The 18550-nt window shown below is 34.2% G+C and carries 9 protein-coding genes; 7 read left to right on the top strand and 2 right to left on the bottom strand.

Features of this window, described 5'->3' with window-relative positions; translation table 11 throughout:
* The first annotated feature begins 22 nt into the window (after positions 1–22).
* From QL232_RS03805 to QL232_RS03815, 3 genes are all read left to right on the top strand, one after another.
* The gene (locus QL232_RS03805) at positions 23–1690 is read left to right on the top strand and encodes a hypothetical protein (RefSeq protein WP_281613160.1); all 1668 of its coding nucleotides are present in this window, start codon (positions 23–25) and stop codon (positions 1688–1690) included.
* Between the two features lie 341 nt (positions 1691–2031).
* Positions 2032–3594 (top strand): BCCT family transporter, encoded by a 1563-nt coding sequence (locus tag QL232_RS03810; RefSeq protein ID WP_281613161.1) that lies wholly within the window; start codon positions 2032–2034, stop codon positions 3592–3594.
* Positions 3595–3631: 37 nt separating this feature from the next.
* The gene (locus QL232_RS03815) at positions 3632–4798 is read left to right on the top strand and encodes a hypothetical protein (protein WP_281613162.1); all 1167 of its coding nucleotides are present in this window, start codon (positions 3632–3634) and stop codon (positions 4796–4798) included.
* Positions 4799–5096: 298 nt separating this feature from the next.
* Here QL232_RS03815 and QL232_RS03820 read toward each other — a convergent pair whose 3' ends face one another.
* Positions 5097–6563 (bottom strand): hypothetical protein, encoded by a 1467-nt coding sequence (locus tag QL232_RS03820; RefSeq protein WP_281613163.1) that lies wholly within the window; start codon positions 6561–6563, stop codon positions 5097–5099.
* A gap of 410 nt (positions 6564–6973) precedes the next feature.
* Here QL232_RS03820 and QL232_RS03825 point away from each other — a divergent pair, with 410 nt between their 5' ends.
* Positions 6974–8833: a hypothetical protein gene (locus QL232_RS03825; protein ID WP_281613164.1), complete on the top strand. Its 1860-nt coding sequence runs from the start codon at positions 6974–6976 to the stop codon at positions 8831–8833.
* A gap of 37 nt (positions 8834–8870) precedes the next feature.
* Here QL232_RS03825 and QL232_RS03830 read toward each other — a convergent pair whose 3' ends face one another.
* The gene (locus QL232_RS03830) at positions 8871–9641 is read right to left on the bottom strand and encodes a hypothetical protein (RefSeq protein WP_281613165.1); all 771 of its coding nucleotides are present in this window, start codon (positions 9639–9641) and stop codon (positions 8871–8873) included.
* A 151-nt stretch (positions 9642–9792) separates the two neighbouring features.
* Between QL232_RS03830 and QL232_RS03835 the strand changes: the two genes are divergently transcribed.
* Genes QL232_RS03835 through QL232_RS03845 form a run of 3 tightly spaced genes read left to right on the top strand, consistent with a single transcriptional unit; the run spans position 9793 to position 18535 of the window.
* Positions 9793–15147: an Ig-like domain-containing protein gene (locus QL232_RS03835; protein WP_281613166.1), complete on the top strand. Its 5355-nt coding sequence runs from the start codon at positions 9793–9795 to the stop codon at positions 15145–15147.
* 1 nt (position 15148) lies between these two features.
* Positions 15149–16060 (top strand): type IX secretion system membrane protein PorP/SprF, encoded by a 912-nt coding sequence (locus QL232_RS03840; protein ID WP_281613167.1) that lies wholly within the window; start codon positions 15149–15151, stop codon positions 16058–16060.
* 9 nt (positions 16061–16069) lie between these two features.
* Positions 16070–18535, top strand: a complete 2466-nt coding sequence (locus tag QL232_RS03845; protein WP_281613168.1) for an OmpA family protein — start codon at positions 16070–16072, stop codon at positions 18533–18535.
* Positions 18536–18550: the final 15 nt, after the last annotated feature.

Consider the following 18550-nt stretch of genomic DNA (forward strand, 5'->3'; position numbering starts at 1 on the left):
AATTCATTTAAACCGAACTTCATTGAGACCAACATTTACTATCTTTTTCATGGTATTGCTATGCCATACTATTTCTGCTAAGTCAGTAGATAGTTTACATATTCAACTTTCAGGCACTTTAGCGTTAGAAGAAAGGACCGTTTTACTAAAAAAGCTTGCAGATTATTATCTTCAGCATGATTTAGATAAATCACTTACTTATATCGAAGAAGGGATTTTGCTATTAGAACAGCATCACAAAAAGGCTCTCCTCCTTGGTAAATTCTACCATTTGAAAGGTAATGTATATTTATCGAAAGGATTTTTAATTAACGCAAAGTCAGCCTACCATCAGGCAGAAAAAATATTTCAGGCCAATGATAATATCGAGGAGTTAACGAAGACTCAGATTAACTTATCCATCTTATATCAGAGAGAACAAAAATTTGATAAGGCAGAGAAGAAATATTTAGCGTTGATCACAAGGTTGGAAGGAATGAAGAACACTTTTTCAGAACGTCTTCTTCCAACTCTTTATATCAACACAGGAAGCTTATATGATGATATGAATGACTCAGATAAAGCAATCCAATTTTTCTATAATGCCATACAATCTTGTAAAGGGGAATCGTATGAAACTATAAAAGGGAAGGCTTTGCACAATATAGCTATTCAATATATTGTACTAAACCGTTTGGATGATGCCCAATTAAGTATAGAGGAAGCATTAAGAATCAAACGGAAGTTAAATGACAGTGAAGGAATTGTGACCTCATTGAATATCTACGGTAACATTTATCGAATAAAAAGAACATTTGATCAAGCACTTCCTTTGTATTTTGAAGCCTTAGCTCTAGCGAAACAATTAAAGTCTCCTTTGCTTTTGAAATACACTTATAATAACCTTTATGTTTACTATGAAGAAGTAGGTGATTACAAAGAGAGCATTAACTATTTTAAAAAGTTCAAAGAAGTTTCTGATCAGTTATTAGAACAAGATTATATAATGAAACTGAACGCTTTTGAGTATGAGTATCAGGTAAAACAGGAACAAGAAAATTTAGAGAATGATAAGAAGTTTCAAGAATATATCAGTGCTACCTTATTTATCGTCCTATTATTTTTCTTGGTTGTAGGGTTCCTTATTTTCCGCTATTATAGATTAAGTTTGAAACACTCCAAAGCAACGGCGTCGAAGATTAAAGCGGAATATGAAATGACCAATTTATCTCAAGAGAAAATCAAGTTGGAGAACGAAAAGTTACAGGCAGATATCTCTTATCGCGACCGAGAACTCACCACGAATATCATGCATTTAATGCAAAAATATGAATTGATTAACGCGGTATCTGAGGAACTTATGGTTTTACATGATCAGTTGAATGGCAAAGCAAAAAAAGAGCTGAGATCAATCGTTTTCAATCTACAGAATGACAACCAAAGTGATGTTTGGAAGGAATTGGAAATTCGTTTTGAGAAAGTCAATCAGGAGTTTTATGACCAATTGAATCATCATTTTCCTAAGCTCACACCTAATGAGAAAAAGCTATGTGCTTATTTATATTTAAATCTAAGCACTAAAGACATCTCCAATATTACGCACCAAAGTATAAAATCTATTGAAGTAGCAAGGTTTAGACTTAGAAAAAAATTGGGGCTAACCAATACAGATACAGATTACCAGACATTCTTCAATACTTTAAAAGATTAAACTGTATTATGTTATTTAAATTCATTTTTCAAGTTTACTTTTTGTATTAAAAGGGTATTTTATTGTCAGATTTGATAACAAAGGAGGATTAAGAATAGCTAATTTTTTTATCTACTGTTCAAATCGATAGTTTGTATAAAATAATTAGATATTATGACGTGGTTCTATGCTTGGTTATCTTTATACTTTGAGCAGATGGACATGAAAACATAGTTTTCTCAAAGCCTTTAAAGCTTTTAGTAGGGGTTTACTTCTCTTTCTAACCGTTCGGTTACTGATGTCAAGATATCATAAAGGTCGTTGCAAAATGGTCTTTAGAATCTTAAAAGAAAATCAAAAAGATGGCTCAAATAAGAAGTGATCAAAAAACATTTCTGGGTATAAAAGCAAACGCTACTGTATCATTGGTTTCGATTGGTGTTGTATTAGTTTTGGTCGTAAGTACCTTAGTGGTGGGGAAACCTATGGAAACATGGTTTAAGGAAACACAAAATAGCATTGCAAATAATGTCGGATGGCTATTTATCTTATTAGTGAATTGTCTTTTATTCTATGCCATTTTTTTAGGATTTAGTAAATTTGGTAAGATTAAAATTGGAGGAAAAGATGCTGAACCTGAGTTTTCTCAGACCGCATGGTTTTCTATGTTATTTAGTGCAGGTATGGGTATTGGCTTGTTATTTTGGTCAGTAGCTGAACCTGTTTTTCATTTCAATAGTAATCCTTTTTTAAAGAATCAGAATAATTTGTCTCAAGCAGCAGAGTCTGCTATGGGTATCACCTTTTTACATTGGGGAGTTCATGCTTGGGCTTTGTATGCTGTAGTAGGTTTGGCCTTAGCGTTCTTTACATTTAACCTTAAATTACCTTTAACGATACGATCCATCTTTTTTCCATTATTTGGCAAAAAGGTCTACGGTCTTCTGGGGGATCTTATAGATATCATTGCTGTGATTGCTACTTTGTTTGGTTTAGCCACTTCTTTAGGGTTTGGTGTACAACAAGTCAATGCAGGTTTAACTTACCTTTTTGGTATTCCTACTTCTGTTCAAGTAGAGTTAGTACTTATCGTTATCATCACTGGCTTTGCAACTTTATCATTAGTATTAGGCTTAGATAAAGGTATACGTTTGCTAAGTGAATGGAACATGCGTTTGGCAATGACTTTAATGGTTTTGGTTTTAGCCATCGGACCCACTCTTTTTATTCTAAAATCATTCGTTCAGAACCTTGGTTACTATTTGTATGAATTTTTTGAACTGAGTTATTGGACCAATTCATATAAAGGAGTCGGAAAGGAAACGAATTGGCAGAACTCGTGGACAGTCTTTTATTGGGCTTGGTGGATTTCATGGTCTCCATTTGTTGGAATATTTATCGCAAGAATTTCTAAAGGAAGAACAATCAAAGAGTTTATTCTAGGTGTATTGATTGTGCCGTCATTACTTACATTTTTATGGTTAACCGTTTTTGGAGGGAGTGCTTTATTTCAAGAACTTACAGGTAACCACAGTATTACAGAAGCGGTAAATAAGAATGTGGCAACTGCCATTTATTATTTATTGGAACAGTTTCCTTTTACTACATTTTCATCTATACTGACAATATTATTGGTGACTAGTTTCTTTGTGACCTCTTCAGATTCAGGTTCCTTTGTTGTGGATACTTTGACGTCAGGAGGGAGGCATGATGCCCCAACAATTCAGAAAATATTCTGGGCTTGTATGGAAGGCTTAATCGCAGGAGTTTTATTACTTGGAGGAGGTCTTACTGCCTTACAAACGGCATCAATATTAACGGGTTTACCTTTTGCCATATTAATCATCATTATGTGTTTTAGCTTTTACAAAGCACTGAGAGACTACTATGATGAACATTACAGAAAGAAAAGCAACGAAGGCTGATGATAATGGCCTCTAATTAACTTACTACAATCTGATTATGAACTATAAAAACTACCTATTACTATTTCTTCTCTTCTTCTTTTCTTTACCACAATCTTATGCTCAGGATAAGCCTGAAATACATTTTGGTGGAGCATTAAGGTTTAACTACAATTATTCTGATTGGAAAGAAGGTCATAAAAAAAGGGGAGGAGATTTTGGATATGATATGTTTTCGCTTCGCCCTACTGCTTCATACAAAGGGTTGGGTTTAAATGTGGACTTAAGGATTTATTCTGATGCTTTTGGTGGAATTATGCTAAAGCAAGGATGGTTTGACTATGACTTCTCAGAACAAAATCAAATTCAGTTGGGCTTAACCCAAGTTCCTTTCGGTATTACTCCATATAATTCTCATAACTGGTTTTTTAGTATCAATTTCTATTTGGGATTAGAAGATGATCATGATATGGGTATTAAGTATATCCATAATGGAGAGGAGTGGGAATATAGCTTTGCTTTCTTTAAAAATGCCGAGGAGCTTTCATTCGGTAGTAATTCCGACCTGTCCAATAGTAGATATGCTTATGATGTGGCATCAATGGATGAGAGTGGAGATGGTCAATTAGAATACCGCAATAAAGAAGTGAATCAATTGGCAGGTAGTGTATTGAAGAAATTTATCAACGATAAAGCATCACATCGTTTTGGTATCTCAGGGTTGTTTGGAGGTCTTTATAATTTAGATACAGAAAACATAGGGAGCCATTACGCTGTGGCAGTACATTATGAGTTGGACCGTGGTCCTTGGAACTTAAAAGCTCAAGTTTCTCATTATCAAAAATCGCCCAATGCTCCTGAGGGAGAAAGAACAGATGTATTTGGTATGACAGCTTTTGGAGCAGCATATCTTGTAGCATCACAAGCCACCTCATATACTGTAGGATTAAGTTATACACAACCTGTTGAATGGGGGCCTGTTTCATCCCTACAATTTTATAACGACTTTGGGTACGTAGATAAGACAAAAGAAACATTTTTTGACTCTTATCAGAATGTGACAGGTTGCTTGGTAACTGCAGGGTTACTCTATACCTATTTTGATGCAGCATTAGGAAAGAACCAACCTTGGTTGGGCCCCAATTATAATACAGCATTGGCATATGGTGATTCTGATGCAGATTGGCATCTTAGGTTTAATATCAACTTTGGATTCTATTTTTAGCATAACAAAAAGCCCTTCCAAACTGAAAGGGCTTTCTAATTTCTTTACATCTTTAAACTATCATCATCTTAACAAAGCAAAAAAGTGGGATGTCAAAAAAATCATCAACTAGGTAAAAAAATAGCAGTAATTGAGTCAAAAAAATAGATTGTAAAACTATGAACTACACTATATTATACTGCTGTAAATGAGCGATCTATTTTAATATTTCGGTCGAAGGCTTTCATAAATCGATTTTGTTGTATAAAAATTGATTTAACCCTATCAATAAAAGCTCAAAGACAGTATCCTGATACTTTTAATTACCTTGATTATTAATGTTGTAAGTGAATCCAAGGAAGATGCTCATCGTATTTTCCCAAATACTCATAGAGTTATTTCTATATCCTTGTAAAATGGTATTTGTTGAAGGGTCATATTCAATGGGATCAGAAAAATCAGCAAACTGTTCTAAATGCTGATCTTTTGAGTAGGAATATTGAATGCCTATAATCACATCAGAATGTAGAAATTCGAATTCAACCCCACTAGTAAAGTGGTACTGATCAATAGATGGCGTAATTATTTCGGCAGGGTTGTGATAGTCATGAGCTCCATCATACTTATCAAAAGAGAAATCTGTTCTAAACCCTCCCATCAATTCAAGGTGATCATTTATATCACCTCTCCATCCAAAAGCAATATTTGTTATACCTTCTCTTTTACTGGATACACCTAACCAATTATCAGATGGAATAGAATACCCACCACCACTAGATAATACCTGATTTTGTGTTTGGTTAATCATAGCAAATGGGTCAATTCCACCAAAATACTCTGCAGATAAGTAAATAGAGTGTTTCCTGAAACTTCTTTTTGTTCCCAAGGATAGACTAAAGGGAGTTTTGAAGTTTGTACGTAGTTTCAATTGTTGATCTGTGATTAAAAGGTCTTCTTTACGGCTCCCATCTTGATTATGGATATTATGTGTACTTACTTCTCTACTCACAGTAGACGAACCTGTGATTCTCATCGAAGGAGTGGTGACTGCCATCCCAAATTGCCATTTATCTCCAGAATAGGTAAGTCCGCCTTTAAAAAGAATTTTGGAAGTAAAGCCAGAGATATAATGATTGTAATTGTACTCGACTAAGTCTAAACTTTTATTATCAAGATTATAGGCTCTTGTCGTGACATTGTAGTTGTATCGGATATAAGAATAGGAATAAAAACCGCTTACCCCAAACTTCCATTTGGGAGATAGTTCTCTTGCAATACCTCCACCAATCCAGTAATCTTCATATTCACAGCGGTAATAAAAATCGCCAATAAATTCTTCATCACCAGGGTAAGTAGCTATTACGTCGACTTCCCTAACACTACGCGATAGTTGCTCATATTTATAAGAATCCCGAGTAAAAGTACATATCTCAATGCTTGTGTTTTTCCATTTTTCTGGTCGTAATAAATAGGCTACAAATCGGGGTTGTACTCTAAACTTTAGGTCTGAGGTTTTTTCTCCTTCTACTAAAGCATTTTTGAAATTGGTATTATAAAAACTAAAGATATTCGCAGTAATAGCAAACTTTTTATAGCTGATATCAGCTATTTGTGCAGGATTATAATAAATAGCAGTAATGCCACTTCCTCCACCCACTACAGCACCAGAAAGTAAGCTTGCATCTGTATTAAAGCTATTACTCCAATACCTATTGTATTGTGCCGAAATAGAGAAAGAGGTCAAAAGAAACAGAATCGTTAAGTAATATGAGGGGTTGATATTCAAATAGTTAATGTATTGGTTCAATATTAATATAATAACTTCAGAAATAAATGAATAGTGTTACTTCTATCTTTATTTGATCTACAATAAATAATACCCTTTTGATACTATTTTTAAGAATAGCTTTGATTGCTCATAGCAATGTCTCAAAAATAGAATTCTAATTTTAACATTTGTTTTGATTGAAATCTTTTATTAATATTGAAGTGCAAACTTTATTTAATTACTGATAACAGTAAAATGCAAACTATTTAAACTACTGGAAAATGATGCTTTACATGGAAAGGTAAAATCTATTCATCACAGCTATATTTTATACGCACAGATTTGATTATCTATAAAAAATCATAAGTAAACTAATTGTGTATAGTGATAAACTACTAACACGACGTATTTTTTATTTCTTAATAATTATGTTTTTCAATAAAAAACTATTGAAGTACGCTGCACTGTCAGCTGTACTGTTGTCTTCATGTAACAACAAAGTGGAGGACGAATTGCAAACTATTACTTCAGATATGCTGCCTACATTGACATTATCCGAAATGGATTTTCTAAGAGGTGAAGCATCGTTTGAAATGGAAGTATCCAACGAATATGCCGACCTAGTATCTGTTGCAGATGTGAAAGTGACCTCTAATGGTGCTGACTTGGATATCGAAGTTTCTCAAGAAAGTGATAAATGGCAAATATCTTTCGATTCAAAACAATTGACAGATGGTATTCACCCTATTAAATTATCTGCATCATTGAGTAGTGATTTAACGCTTTCTCAGTCGGAGATCACTCAAGATTTTGATGTTGAAGTAGATAATTACCTTCCAACAATTTTTTATGAGGCGGGTTATATTGAAGGTTTAAATAGTAATCGTACGGTTACATACTTCTCTAACATCCATAATGGAGAAATGAGAGAAGTTGAACAAACGTATTCTAATTACCAATTAAACTTCATGATTGTAGATGAAACAGGAACTCCTCTAACAAGCTACAATGATGCAAAAACAAGTAACGATTCTATCTTCTTTTTAATTCCTGCTGAAATTAGAGGCAGAAACTTTTATGTAAAGGAAGCGTATTCATATGAGTTTGATGAAGTATCCACAGAATTATTTGATAATAGTGTTACTACATATAAAAGGTATGATAGAAACATAGTTTTTAATTCTATCACTTCAAACTTAGATGAACCATTAATTCATACCAAAGATGAAGATAGCTCTTCGGGAACTGATGAAGATGTTATAACAAAACAAGTGGTTGTGGGAGTAAGTGAGGAAGTAGAGGCAATTACTAATTACCACTATTCTTACTATAATAATTCAGAAACAGAAACAATTGATGGGGTTGTTTATTACACATTACATTTAAGAGAAAGTAACAAAACTGAGTCTTTGTATTCAAACTATCCTAATAGTGCTTATTTCTATTCTGTTTATACTTATGCTCAGGATGATCCTAGTGAAGCAAAAGGTGTTAATATTGCCACTGATTTTATTAATGATGGGGATACAATATTAATTACTATGGATGATCTTGTCTCTCCAAAAACATATAGTGTTCACTATAAGGATAACAATACTTATACTAGACTGAATACTATGATCAGTGATGGTGAGTATCAATTAATGTACAATAATGCTTTCCAAAGAGAGGAAGGAGAAGAAGAGGATATTTATTACACTTTTGACTTTAAGAATCTTAATTCTGATGATTTCAAATATATTGAAGAAAAAGTAAATAGATTCGGAGATCATGGATTTTCCATAGTTGTACATCACTTGGATGATATTAATGATAAAAGTAATAGTTATCTAAACGCTGATAACCTTAACTATTCTGACAATGGTACAACAGCTAGTCTTGGAGTCCCTTCATTTACGGATGTATCTGTAGACATGACAATGATTCAAACATATAGTAAAGAATCAGAAGGAACTACCTCATATGACTATGATGTGATTTTCAAAACGAACAGTAATACAAATAGAACTTTAAGCATATTAGATTATTCTGATGAGGAATTATCAGACCTGCAAGGAGGTTTATTTAATGAATTCTCTAGCTTACCAGTAGAATATAATTATGTATCGTATGTAGCACAAAATGGCAGACTTGATGACGGTCACTTCTGGATGACTGATTACTATTATAAAAATAGTAATGCAAGGTTGAGAGGGCCATACTCTATTAGAGAGATGGCAAAACAATTCTTCTATGAAGAAGATCTAAAGCAAGCCTTAAGACAAGGTTATAAAATCAATAAAAACTAAACAGTAGCCCAGGAAAATATCCTGGGCTATTTTTTTACTATCTAGCATGGCCAATCGTTGAAATAATCACGCCTGGGCCATTTTTAATTCTTTTTATTTCCCAATGGTACTTCTCTTCAGGATCAGCTTTTAAGACCAATTTTTTCATTTCTTCAACGGAGTATGTTCGTATAGAAGAAACTATTCCATCCCACATTACAAAAAAGGGAACAATAGGAATAAAATAGGTAAATAGAATTCTTCCCCATCGAAATGGTTTAATCAGCAATGTTGTTAAAAGAACTGTGATTGGAGAAAAAATCATGGCCATAACACTTGGCACTGACCTTTCTTGTCCCTCAAATATTGCAATGGGTTGATTGGTTTTTACTGCATTTTCTAAAATCTGAATTGCATCTTTTTCATTAAAATGATGAAAGGATAAATATTGAGTTCGTATTCCTTGTAAAGAAACAGGAACATTTCTGGCGTCTATCTTTTCTTTAGAAAATGAGATGTTTTTATCCATATCCGATAATTTTTCCAAAGCGGGAAAATTTGGATAATAGTCCGTTAAGATTAATTGGGCTGAACTATTTTTTTGTTTTATCTCTGAAAATAAAGTCTCCCAACTTCCACCTCCCCCTGAGGCTAAATCTATTATTGTATCCACTCCAGTTTTCTGCATCAGGTCATGTAATATATCGGCAGTAGGAGAAAACATCTTACTTTTATTTGCAAGAAATTGTAAAAAGTCTGTTCCGTAATTTCGAAGAGTGGAAGGAAACCAAGATTGGTCCTCGAATTCAAATAGGTGTTGTCTTGCCATTGGTTGTTAGATTTATTTTCAAACCAATTTATAAATAAATCAATTAATGTATAGTGATATTTTAATACTTTGACTTTTTAGTGTTTTAATTTATATAACTTAATAATAGAGAAACTATTGACCTATAATTAACCCAAAAACCAATTATAAAATGTTTTGGCATACTACCAAAGCCTTACTACTACTACTGCTATTATCAACGATTTCATATGGACAGAATACTGAAATATGTAATAACGGTATAGATGATGATAATGACGGCTTAATTGATTGTTATGATCCCGACTGTGCTTTTTCCCCTGATTGCAGAGGAAGTATCGTCAATAACTTTTCTTTAGGATGTAATTTTGATGATTATCCAAATACACCTTCAATTTATTTTTCTGAAAAACTGAATAGTCATGATTTAGGTATTGTGATTGATAAAGCTTCTGGGGTTTTAGTTGGAGATATGGATAATGATGGGGTCGCTGAATTAGTAGTGAAAAGTTCTACTGATGGAATGATCTATATACTCAATACCGTCGATCAATCTGTAAAATATAGTATACCAATAGAAGGTAGTAGCCATAGTTATTCGCAAATGGCAATAGCAGATGTTGATGGGAATGGTAATGGAGATATTTTCATTAATGTCGGAAAAAATATTCATCGGTATGAATTTGGATCAAGTGGGGTTATTGCCAAAACTACGGTGGGAGTAGGTCATGAATACCAATCTCCACAACTTGCCGATTTTAATGAAGATGGTATACCTGAAGTTTATATAGGGAATGCTATTTACAATGCTATAGATCTTACATCCATTATTGCCTTTGATAATGATTTATCAAGTGGAAATAGTGTTGGTCAGGAAGCTTTTTCTATTGCCTATAACATTTTTGATGTAGGTGATCGTAAACCTACTCTAGGTACTTTTTCATCTTCTGACCATGTTGATGGTTTAGAATTAGTGGCAGGAAATGTGGTATACGCAGTGGATATTAGTGGTCAGAGTTTAACAAAGATATCAGAAGTACCCAACAACGATGGGTTTGTATCTATCGCTGATTTTGATAGTGATCATAGACCTGAAATTGTTACAGTCACACAAGAAAATAATCAAGCTGAGGTTTACCTTTGGTCACCTTATAATCAAACAGTTTTAGGAGAGTACTTCTTAACTTCTTCTACTATAGGAGGTAGAGTAGCTATTGGTGATGTAGACGGTGATCAAGTTCCTGAAATTATTGGAACAGGTCAATACCAACTATATATATTAGATTATGAAAATGGAAACCTTGAAGAACAATGGATATTTGATCAGACGAGCAATGATATTGGACTTGCAGGTGTGTCATTATTTGATCTAAATGGAGATGGAAAATCGGAAATCTTTTTTAACGATGATACTAAAGTATATGCTATAAGAAATCAGGAAGGTACATTTAATATTTCATCTTATGAGGTGTCGGGAGAAAATAGAGCAGAGTACCCTATTGTAGCTGATATTGATAATGATGGACAAACCGAAGTTATAGTGACTTTAGGGGGTACTGATGATGGTGGATTAATTGCGATTAATGCATACGATCAATTTTGGGTGACCGCACAATCCTATTGGAACCAAAATGGCTTTCATATTACCAACACTAATTTTCAGTTAGAGGTTGCTCAAGAGCTTCAAAGTAATTCTCACAGCTATTTTGATGGTATATTAAATACATTTTCATCACAAGCTTCTTATTATACACCCGAAATGGAGGTATTGAATGCAGCTCCTGATATTGTATTAAGAAGAGTTCAATCTGATGTAGCCCTTTGTAATAATAATGGAATTCTGAATATGATTATGACCGTTCAGAATGTAGGAAATCAAGTAGTGCCTTCTAACATGGTCGTTTCAATCTTTGATGGTAATCCATATGAAACTTCTGCTACACTAATCGATACATTTCATACTTCTGTACCAATTCATCCATTAGACACCTTACAATTTACACTACAAAACCGCATACCAACCGATGGAAGTACGGTCAATGCATTTGTGGTTTTAAATCATAATCCCTATAATTTTGATAATACAGTAAAGGAAATGCCTGTACCTGCAGATTCTGTTTACTCAAATATCCAAGAATGTAACTTTACCAATAACCTTATAGGTCCTTTTATCATCGAAGATTGTCTAGTTCCTGTGATTGTAGACTTAGATAATGATAATAGTTCAGGTCGAACAGGTCTAGATTATGAAAGCAACTATTTCGTAGGTACACAGCAAAGTGGAAGAATTTCAGATATTGATACAAGAGTATTTGCATTTTCTGCTGGTGCACTAAATAGAGTAGAAATATCATTTGCAGATGGACAGCCTTTAGAAGCAACGGATTCATTAATGATCAGAGGAGTATTACCATCAGGTATAGGTGTAAACTCTCCTTCAGATACTCAAAATATAGTATTATTAGGGGTGGCCTCGACAGATGCATATGAAGAAGCATTAAAACTGATTTATTTTACAAATGCGGCATTAACGGACCGATCACAAAGACAGATTGAAGTCAAGGCACAATTGGTTCCTAACGAAGACTTTGGTCCTGTGGCTACAGCATATGTCAATATTAAAGCAAGACCAACTTCATCAGATCAGTCATTAACTATAGATGAAGATGAGTTATATACTTTTAGTACGACCAACTTCCCTTTTAATTCATTAGATGGGTTATCATTTGATGGAATAAGAGTATCATATCCTGATGATACGAATGATTTTAAGGGGACACTATCATACGATGGACAGGAAATAACACCTTTACAGTTAACCACAGGCTATTATGTGGAGGATGTTTCTTTATTAACGTATCAACCTTTACCCTATGAATTTGGAACTAATTATTGTCAGTTTAAATTCAGAGTAAAAGATAATGGAGGGGAGGCCCTCATCGGAAATCATTCTGAACGATACGATTTCGTGATTCATGTGAATAATTTAGATACTCCTCCAATTTCAAAAGATACAACAATTGTTCTAAGGCAGTCAGAAACCTATACAGGAGATATCGACGATGATATTTATTTTCTCTCTTATGATAATGCGAGTTTTGCTAGCTTTATTGTTACAACCCTTCCTGGAAAAGGAACACTTCAACATAATGGAAGTGGAAGTTTTGCAAATGTTGTTGTCGGAGAAGAAATACCTTCTACAGCTACGCTTCAATATTCACCAGGAACTTATGATAATACTGATTTTAGGAATTGGGGTACATTTAATTTTAAAGTGAAAGATAGTAACAGTCTAGAGAGTGAAGAATATACATTTCATATTCATCTACTTGTTACCCTTTATATAGTAGATTTTGAAAAATCTCAATCGAAAAATGATCAAATACATTTTACACAAACTGATTTTGATGATCATTATTTTGACTTCAATAATGATCCACTAGATTCAATTATTGTAGCAACTGTTCCTGCAAATGGGGAGTTATTTTTCAATAGTGTTTTAGTCGAAGCAAATGATAGAATACCCTATGCGAAAATTGAAACGGAAGATTTTCATTTTCAACCAGATTCATTCTATCATGGCACTACTACTTTTGAATACAGTGTGATTAATACAGCAGCGGAAGAACCTCTATATAACGCAACGATCTCTTTAATTTACTCAGATGATCGACACCCTCCTGTAGCTGTTGATGACGTTGCTTCCACTACAGTAAATATTCCTGTTTGGATCGATGCTTTAGCCAATGATTATGATGAAGATGGGGATTCTATTTATCTCGAAAGAATAGTTTCAGAAAGTAATGGCACAGCAGAAATAATAGATGAATTGGTCTATTTTACACCCGATCATCTATTTAGTGGAACTGCGACAATAGATTATGAAATTTGTGATGGAATTGATGGCTGTAGCCAAGCAACAATCACAATAACCGTTACCAATGATATTCCTGAAATTTCAGATATCTACTATTCTGGTTACTTACCAGATACCATTTATTTTAGTCAAGAAGACTTTAAAGCACACTTTGACGATGCATTACCAATTGATCGAGTGAAATTTACTAGTCTTCCAGATGGTTCTGAAGGAACATTATATAGAATCTCGGGAGTTGCTTTGACTCCTAATGAAGAAATTACCGTTTCCTTGATCGATAGTATTCATTATGTACCTGTTTCTTCTGATGGAACTGTCGCAGAACAAATTCTATGGAATGGTTCAGATGGAATTGATTATGCTGATGCTGATGCCACTGTATTTATCAATATGAAGGAAAGAACCTACCCTCCTGTGGCCGTAGATGATAGTGCAACTACAGATGTAATCACAACGATTGAAATTGTTGTTTTAGCGAATGACTATGATCCTGATGGAGACCCTTTAAGAATTGTAGACGTAACTCTTGAGGAATCTGAAGGAGAAAGAGGAGAGATAAGTATCATTGGAGAAGTTCCAAACCAGAAAGTAGAGTATATACCTACTCAATTATTCTCAGGAGAAGTGATAGCACATTATACGATCACTGATGATCGAGATGGAACAGCAGAAGCGAATATTTATATTACAGTAAATGCCGCAGAAGGAACTCCTTCCACATCGGGTTTTGAATATTACCTGAGACAAGATACACCAAAGCATTTTGTACGATTTGATTTTGATGAAAACTTTGATGATCCTAATAATTTACCTTTGGAAAAAGTAGTATTTGATTCCCTACCTAGAAACGGGATACTAACTTTAGAAGGTAACCCAATAGTTCGTCTTCAAGAGATTCCATACGATTTATTAGATAGTGTTCTCTATTCTCCAAATGAAGGTTATGCAGGTTTAGACTCAGTGGATTGGACAGGTTCGAATGGAACTTTATACGCCAGAGAGTTTTCTCAAATTAGCCTTACAGTTATTCCAGGTTACAGAGGTAATTCAGTGGTTTTAGATGATATATTAAAACAAGGAGAACATGGTGCTCAACTGACGGTTGAAAAACAAGATTTTGCTGCAGCCTATCATCACCCTAATGGAGATACTTTAAAATACATTAGGATAGAATCAGTTCCTGAAAATGGATACCTTTTTTATAATGAAGATACGATTCAAGTAGGAGATGCTATCGAAATGGCTACTTACTCTTCCTTACATTTTATTCCTGATGATGGTTTTACAGGTATCGATTCTGCCAAATGGAATGGTAAAGCTAATATTGTTTATGCAGACACTGCCGCCAATTTACTTTTCGAGGTAGGACCAGAATTGCAACTATTTAATGCCTTTACACCCAATGGAGATAACATCAATGATTATTGGCATATAAAAGATATAGAATATTACCCGAACAATACTGTGAAGATTTTCAACAAATGGGGATTGGAAGTTTTCAGTACTACGAGTTACAATAATGAAGATATAAGATGGGATGGCACCAATAGTAATAACGGAAAAACGTTAGGGGTGGGAACCTATTATTATACCGTTGACTTGAAGGATGGTTCAGAAGTTAGATCAGGTTTCGTTGTAATCGCAAAATAATATGAAAAAGCTACTATTAATGATGGGTATAGTGTGTTCAGCATGGATACATACAAATGCTCAACAAGTTTCACTTTACTCTCAATATATGTTTAATGGATTGGTTCTAAATCCTGCTTATGTAGGTAATTACGAAGGGATCAATACAAATTTAATGTACCGTCAACAATGGTCGGGGGTAGAAGGAAGTCCAAATACATCAACGATCTCTGTGGATAGTCCATTAGGGTCTAAAAAATTATCTGTTGGAGGAATCTTTTCACAAGATAAAACTGCAGAAACAACGACGCAGACCTTTTACATGATGGCAGCTTATCGTTTACCGTTAGGCAATGGCAAACTATCTTTTGGTTTACAAGGAGGAATGAATTTTTATAGAGTGAATTTTCAAAATCTAAATACGTTCTTGCCTGATCCAACGTTACCCACCTCCATGCAACAAGAAAGTACACCCAATGTAGGTTTTGGTCTTTTTTATCAAACTGATAAATGGTTTGCAGGAGCATCGGCTCCTAAATTATTAGCTAATGATTTGAGCGATGGTCAAGGTACATTAGTCGCAAAAGAGGAAAGGCATTATTTTGTTACTGGGGGGTATTTATTTGATGTATCTCCTACAGTAAAATTAAAACCTAATGCATTGTTTGCATTTGTAGAAGGTTCTCCAACTTATTTTGACATTAACCTGAATGCGTTGCTCTACAATTGGTTATGGTTTGGAGCAAGTTATTCACTCAAAAACTCATTTACATTACTTACACAATTGGAATTCGGGCATCATTTCCGCTTTGGTTATTCTTATGATATTGTCACAAATGCTGGGCAAGGTGTAACCAGAGGTTCTCATGAATTTATGTTGAATATCTTCTTTACAGGGAAGAAAACTAAAATGTTAAGTCCGCGCTATTTTTAATCAAACATCATGAAAAAATTACTAACAGTATTATTGTTGATGAGCTTTTGTCACTTTATTCTTGCTCAAAGAATTTCTGATGTTGAAATAAAAAATAAAGAGCAGAGATTGGAGCAAGACATGGAAGATCTCAATTATTCCAGAGCTTTGGGAGAGTATCAAAAGCTTTTTGCAAAAACAGAATCGGATGAGCTTAAGAAAGAATATGCTTTAAAAATTGCAGTCTGTTATGAGAAGGTCAATAAACCTTTAAATAGTATTGAGGTGTATCAAAAGTTACTAGAAAATGATGTCGCTTTAGAAGGAGAATATGCAGAATCGTACGGAGATGCATTATTTGTGGCAGGGCATTATGATGAGGCTTCGTCATGGTATCAGAAAGCACTAGATACCTCTACGGATAGAGAACAAGTATATGAGAAAATCAAAAATATTGAAGATATAAGAAACACACCGAAGAACATTTTTTATGATGTATCCGGCGTAAGTTTCAATTCAGAATTGGATGATTTTGGTCCTGTTCCTTTTGAAAATGGGTTCCTATTTATATCGAATCGAAAAGGAGCTACAGGAAACAAGAAGTCAGCTTGGGATGGAAAAAGGTATCTAGATATTTTCTATGTAGATTCAGCCGGTTCGGTTTCCAATTTCTCTAAAAAATTGAATACTAATTTTCATGAAGGATCAGCCTCAATTACTGAAAATGGGGACATGATTGCTTTTACAAGGACTTCTAGAAAAGAGAAAGATGAAGCTGGAGTGAGTACTATTCAGATTTATATCTCTGAAAAAAATGATAAGGGAGAATGGGATAAACCGTATTCTTTTATATGGAATTCTGATGACTATTCAACGGGGCACCCATCTTTGACATTGGACGGAAGTCGTCTATATTTCGTTTCTGATAAAGAAGGAGGAATCGGGGGAACAGATATTTATTATTCTGAAAGGTCAGGAGATTCATGGTCCTCACCAATTTTATTAGGGAATGATGTAAATACAGAAATGGATGAAAAATTCCCTTTTATCAATAAGAAAAACCAATTATTTTTCTCCTCAAACGGTAGAGGTGGTTATGGTGGGTTAGATTTTTTTATGCAAGATATGAATCAGCCTACTCCAACGCCACATCATCTTAGGTATCCTTTAAATTCAAGTTTTGATGATTTCGGTGGAGGAGCCAATGCAACCGGAACAGCTTACATTTCTTCCAATAGAATCACCGAATTGGATTCTTCCATGAATGATAATATTTATGAGGTAGTCATCAATAAGTTTAAAGGTGTTGTGATTGATGCATTTACGCGTAAGCCTATTCCTAATGTAGGTGTTATGATAAATGATACAAGGATTACTACATCAGATTCTACGGGATATTTTGAAATTGATAAACAATATTGGACAGAAAAAAGTCAACTGATCGCATCACTTTCTGGCTATACTGCAGATACATTAAGTGGAGTAGAAACGGCAAAATTTATTGATAAAAATGAATTGTGTGTCTTAGAAATTGCTCAGCCATATGTTGAAGGCTATGTAAAAGATACAGTGTCAATGAAAGCTGTACGAGCAAGAATTACAATTACAGAGCGACATACTGGAGAAAAGTTTGAAGTGTATCCTGATTCCACAGGGTATTACCGATTTGCCGCAAAGCCTGAGACATTTTATGATATGATTGCTGAGAAGCCAAAGTTCTTTACCAGAAGAGCCGCAGTAAATACCGCTAATAATATGGTGTCGGAAAGAAACTTTGATGTCCGAGAAATTCAAGGTCAGAGAATAAGAATTTATTATGATTATGATAGGGCATTTATCAGAGATGACGCCTCACATGCTTTAGATACAGTGGTACATGTGCTCAGTTATAACCCAACAATAAAGATTGAACTCTCGGCACATACAGACAGTAGAGGATCAGAAAAGTATAATTTTAAGTTATCAGAAAGAAGAGCTCAGAAGGCTTATGAATATGTCGTTTCTAAAGGTATTTCACCTGAACGAATCACTTATAAAGGATATGGTATGACAAGACCTGTGGTGGATTGTTTCGATAAGGAATGTACTGAAGAAGAACATCAATTGAACCGAAGAACAGAGTTTTATGTCACAGGATATTTTGATGAAGAAGCTTATTATGGAGATGATTATGATGAATTAGAAGGGAAAAACCAAGGCTTCTTAATGGTCGATACAGATGGTGAAATGATGCGTATCTCGAAAAGAAATATAACAGGTTCCTTAGCTACATTAGAAGGTCAACTCTCTGGCTACAAAGTTACTATCAAAGATGATCAAGGAAAAATATTGAATACAAAAACCACAGGAAGTGATGGTGTTTTCAACATCACTGTTGAAGATAAATACAAGTATTCAATTGAAGTTTTAAAAGACGGAGAAACGATCAAAAAGTTAATTGTTACCTCCAACAATTTTGATGAAAATAACACCTATGATGTTCTGCTTTATCTTTAATGTACAAAGGTCATT

Source organism: Flammeovirga sp. SubArs3, assembly GCF_947387565.1.
GTDB lineage: Bacteria > Bacteroidota > Bacteroidia > Cytophagales > Flammeovirgaceae > Flammeovirga > Flammeovirga agarivorans.

Excerpts from the sequence above, each read along its gene's own strand:
- QL232_RS03810 (WP_281613161.1), top strand. The coding sequence starts at position 2,032 with ATGGCTCAAATAAGAAGTGATCAAAAAACATTTCTGGGTATAAAAGCA.
- QL232_RS03815 (WP_281613162.1), top strand. The coding sequence starts at position 3,632 with ATGAACTATAAAAACTACCTATTACTATTTCTTCTCTTCTTCTTTTCT.
- QL232_RS03825 (WP_281613164.1), top strand. The coding sequence starts at position 6,974 with ATGTTTTTCAATAAAAAACTATTGAAGTACGCTGCACTGTCAGCTGTA.
- QL232_RS03830 (WP_281613165.1), bottom strand. The coding sequence starts at position 9,641 with ATGGCAAGACAACACCTATTTGAATTCGAGGACCAATCTTGGTTTCCT.
- QL232_RS03835 (WP_281613166.1), top strand. The coding sequence starts at position 9,793 with ATGTTTTGGCATACTACCAAAGCCTTACTACTACTACTGCTATTATCA.
- QL232_RS03840 (WP_281613167.1), top strand. The coding sequence starts at position 15,149 with ATGAAAAAGCTACTATTAATGATGGGTATAGTGTGTTCAGCATGGATA.
- QL232_RS03845 (WP_281613168.1), top strand. The coding sequence starts at position 16,070 with ATGAAAAAATTACTAACAGTATTATTGTTGATGAGCTTTTGTCACTTT.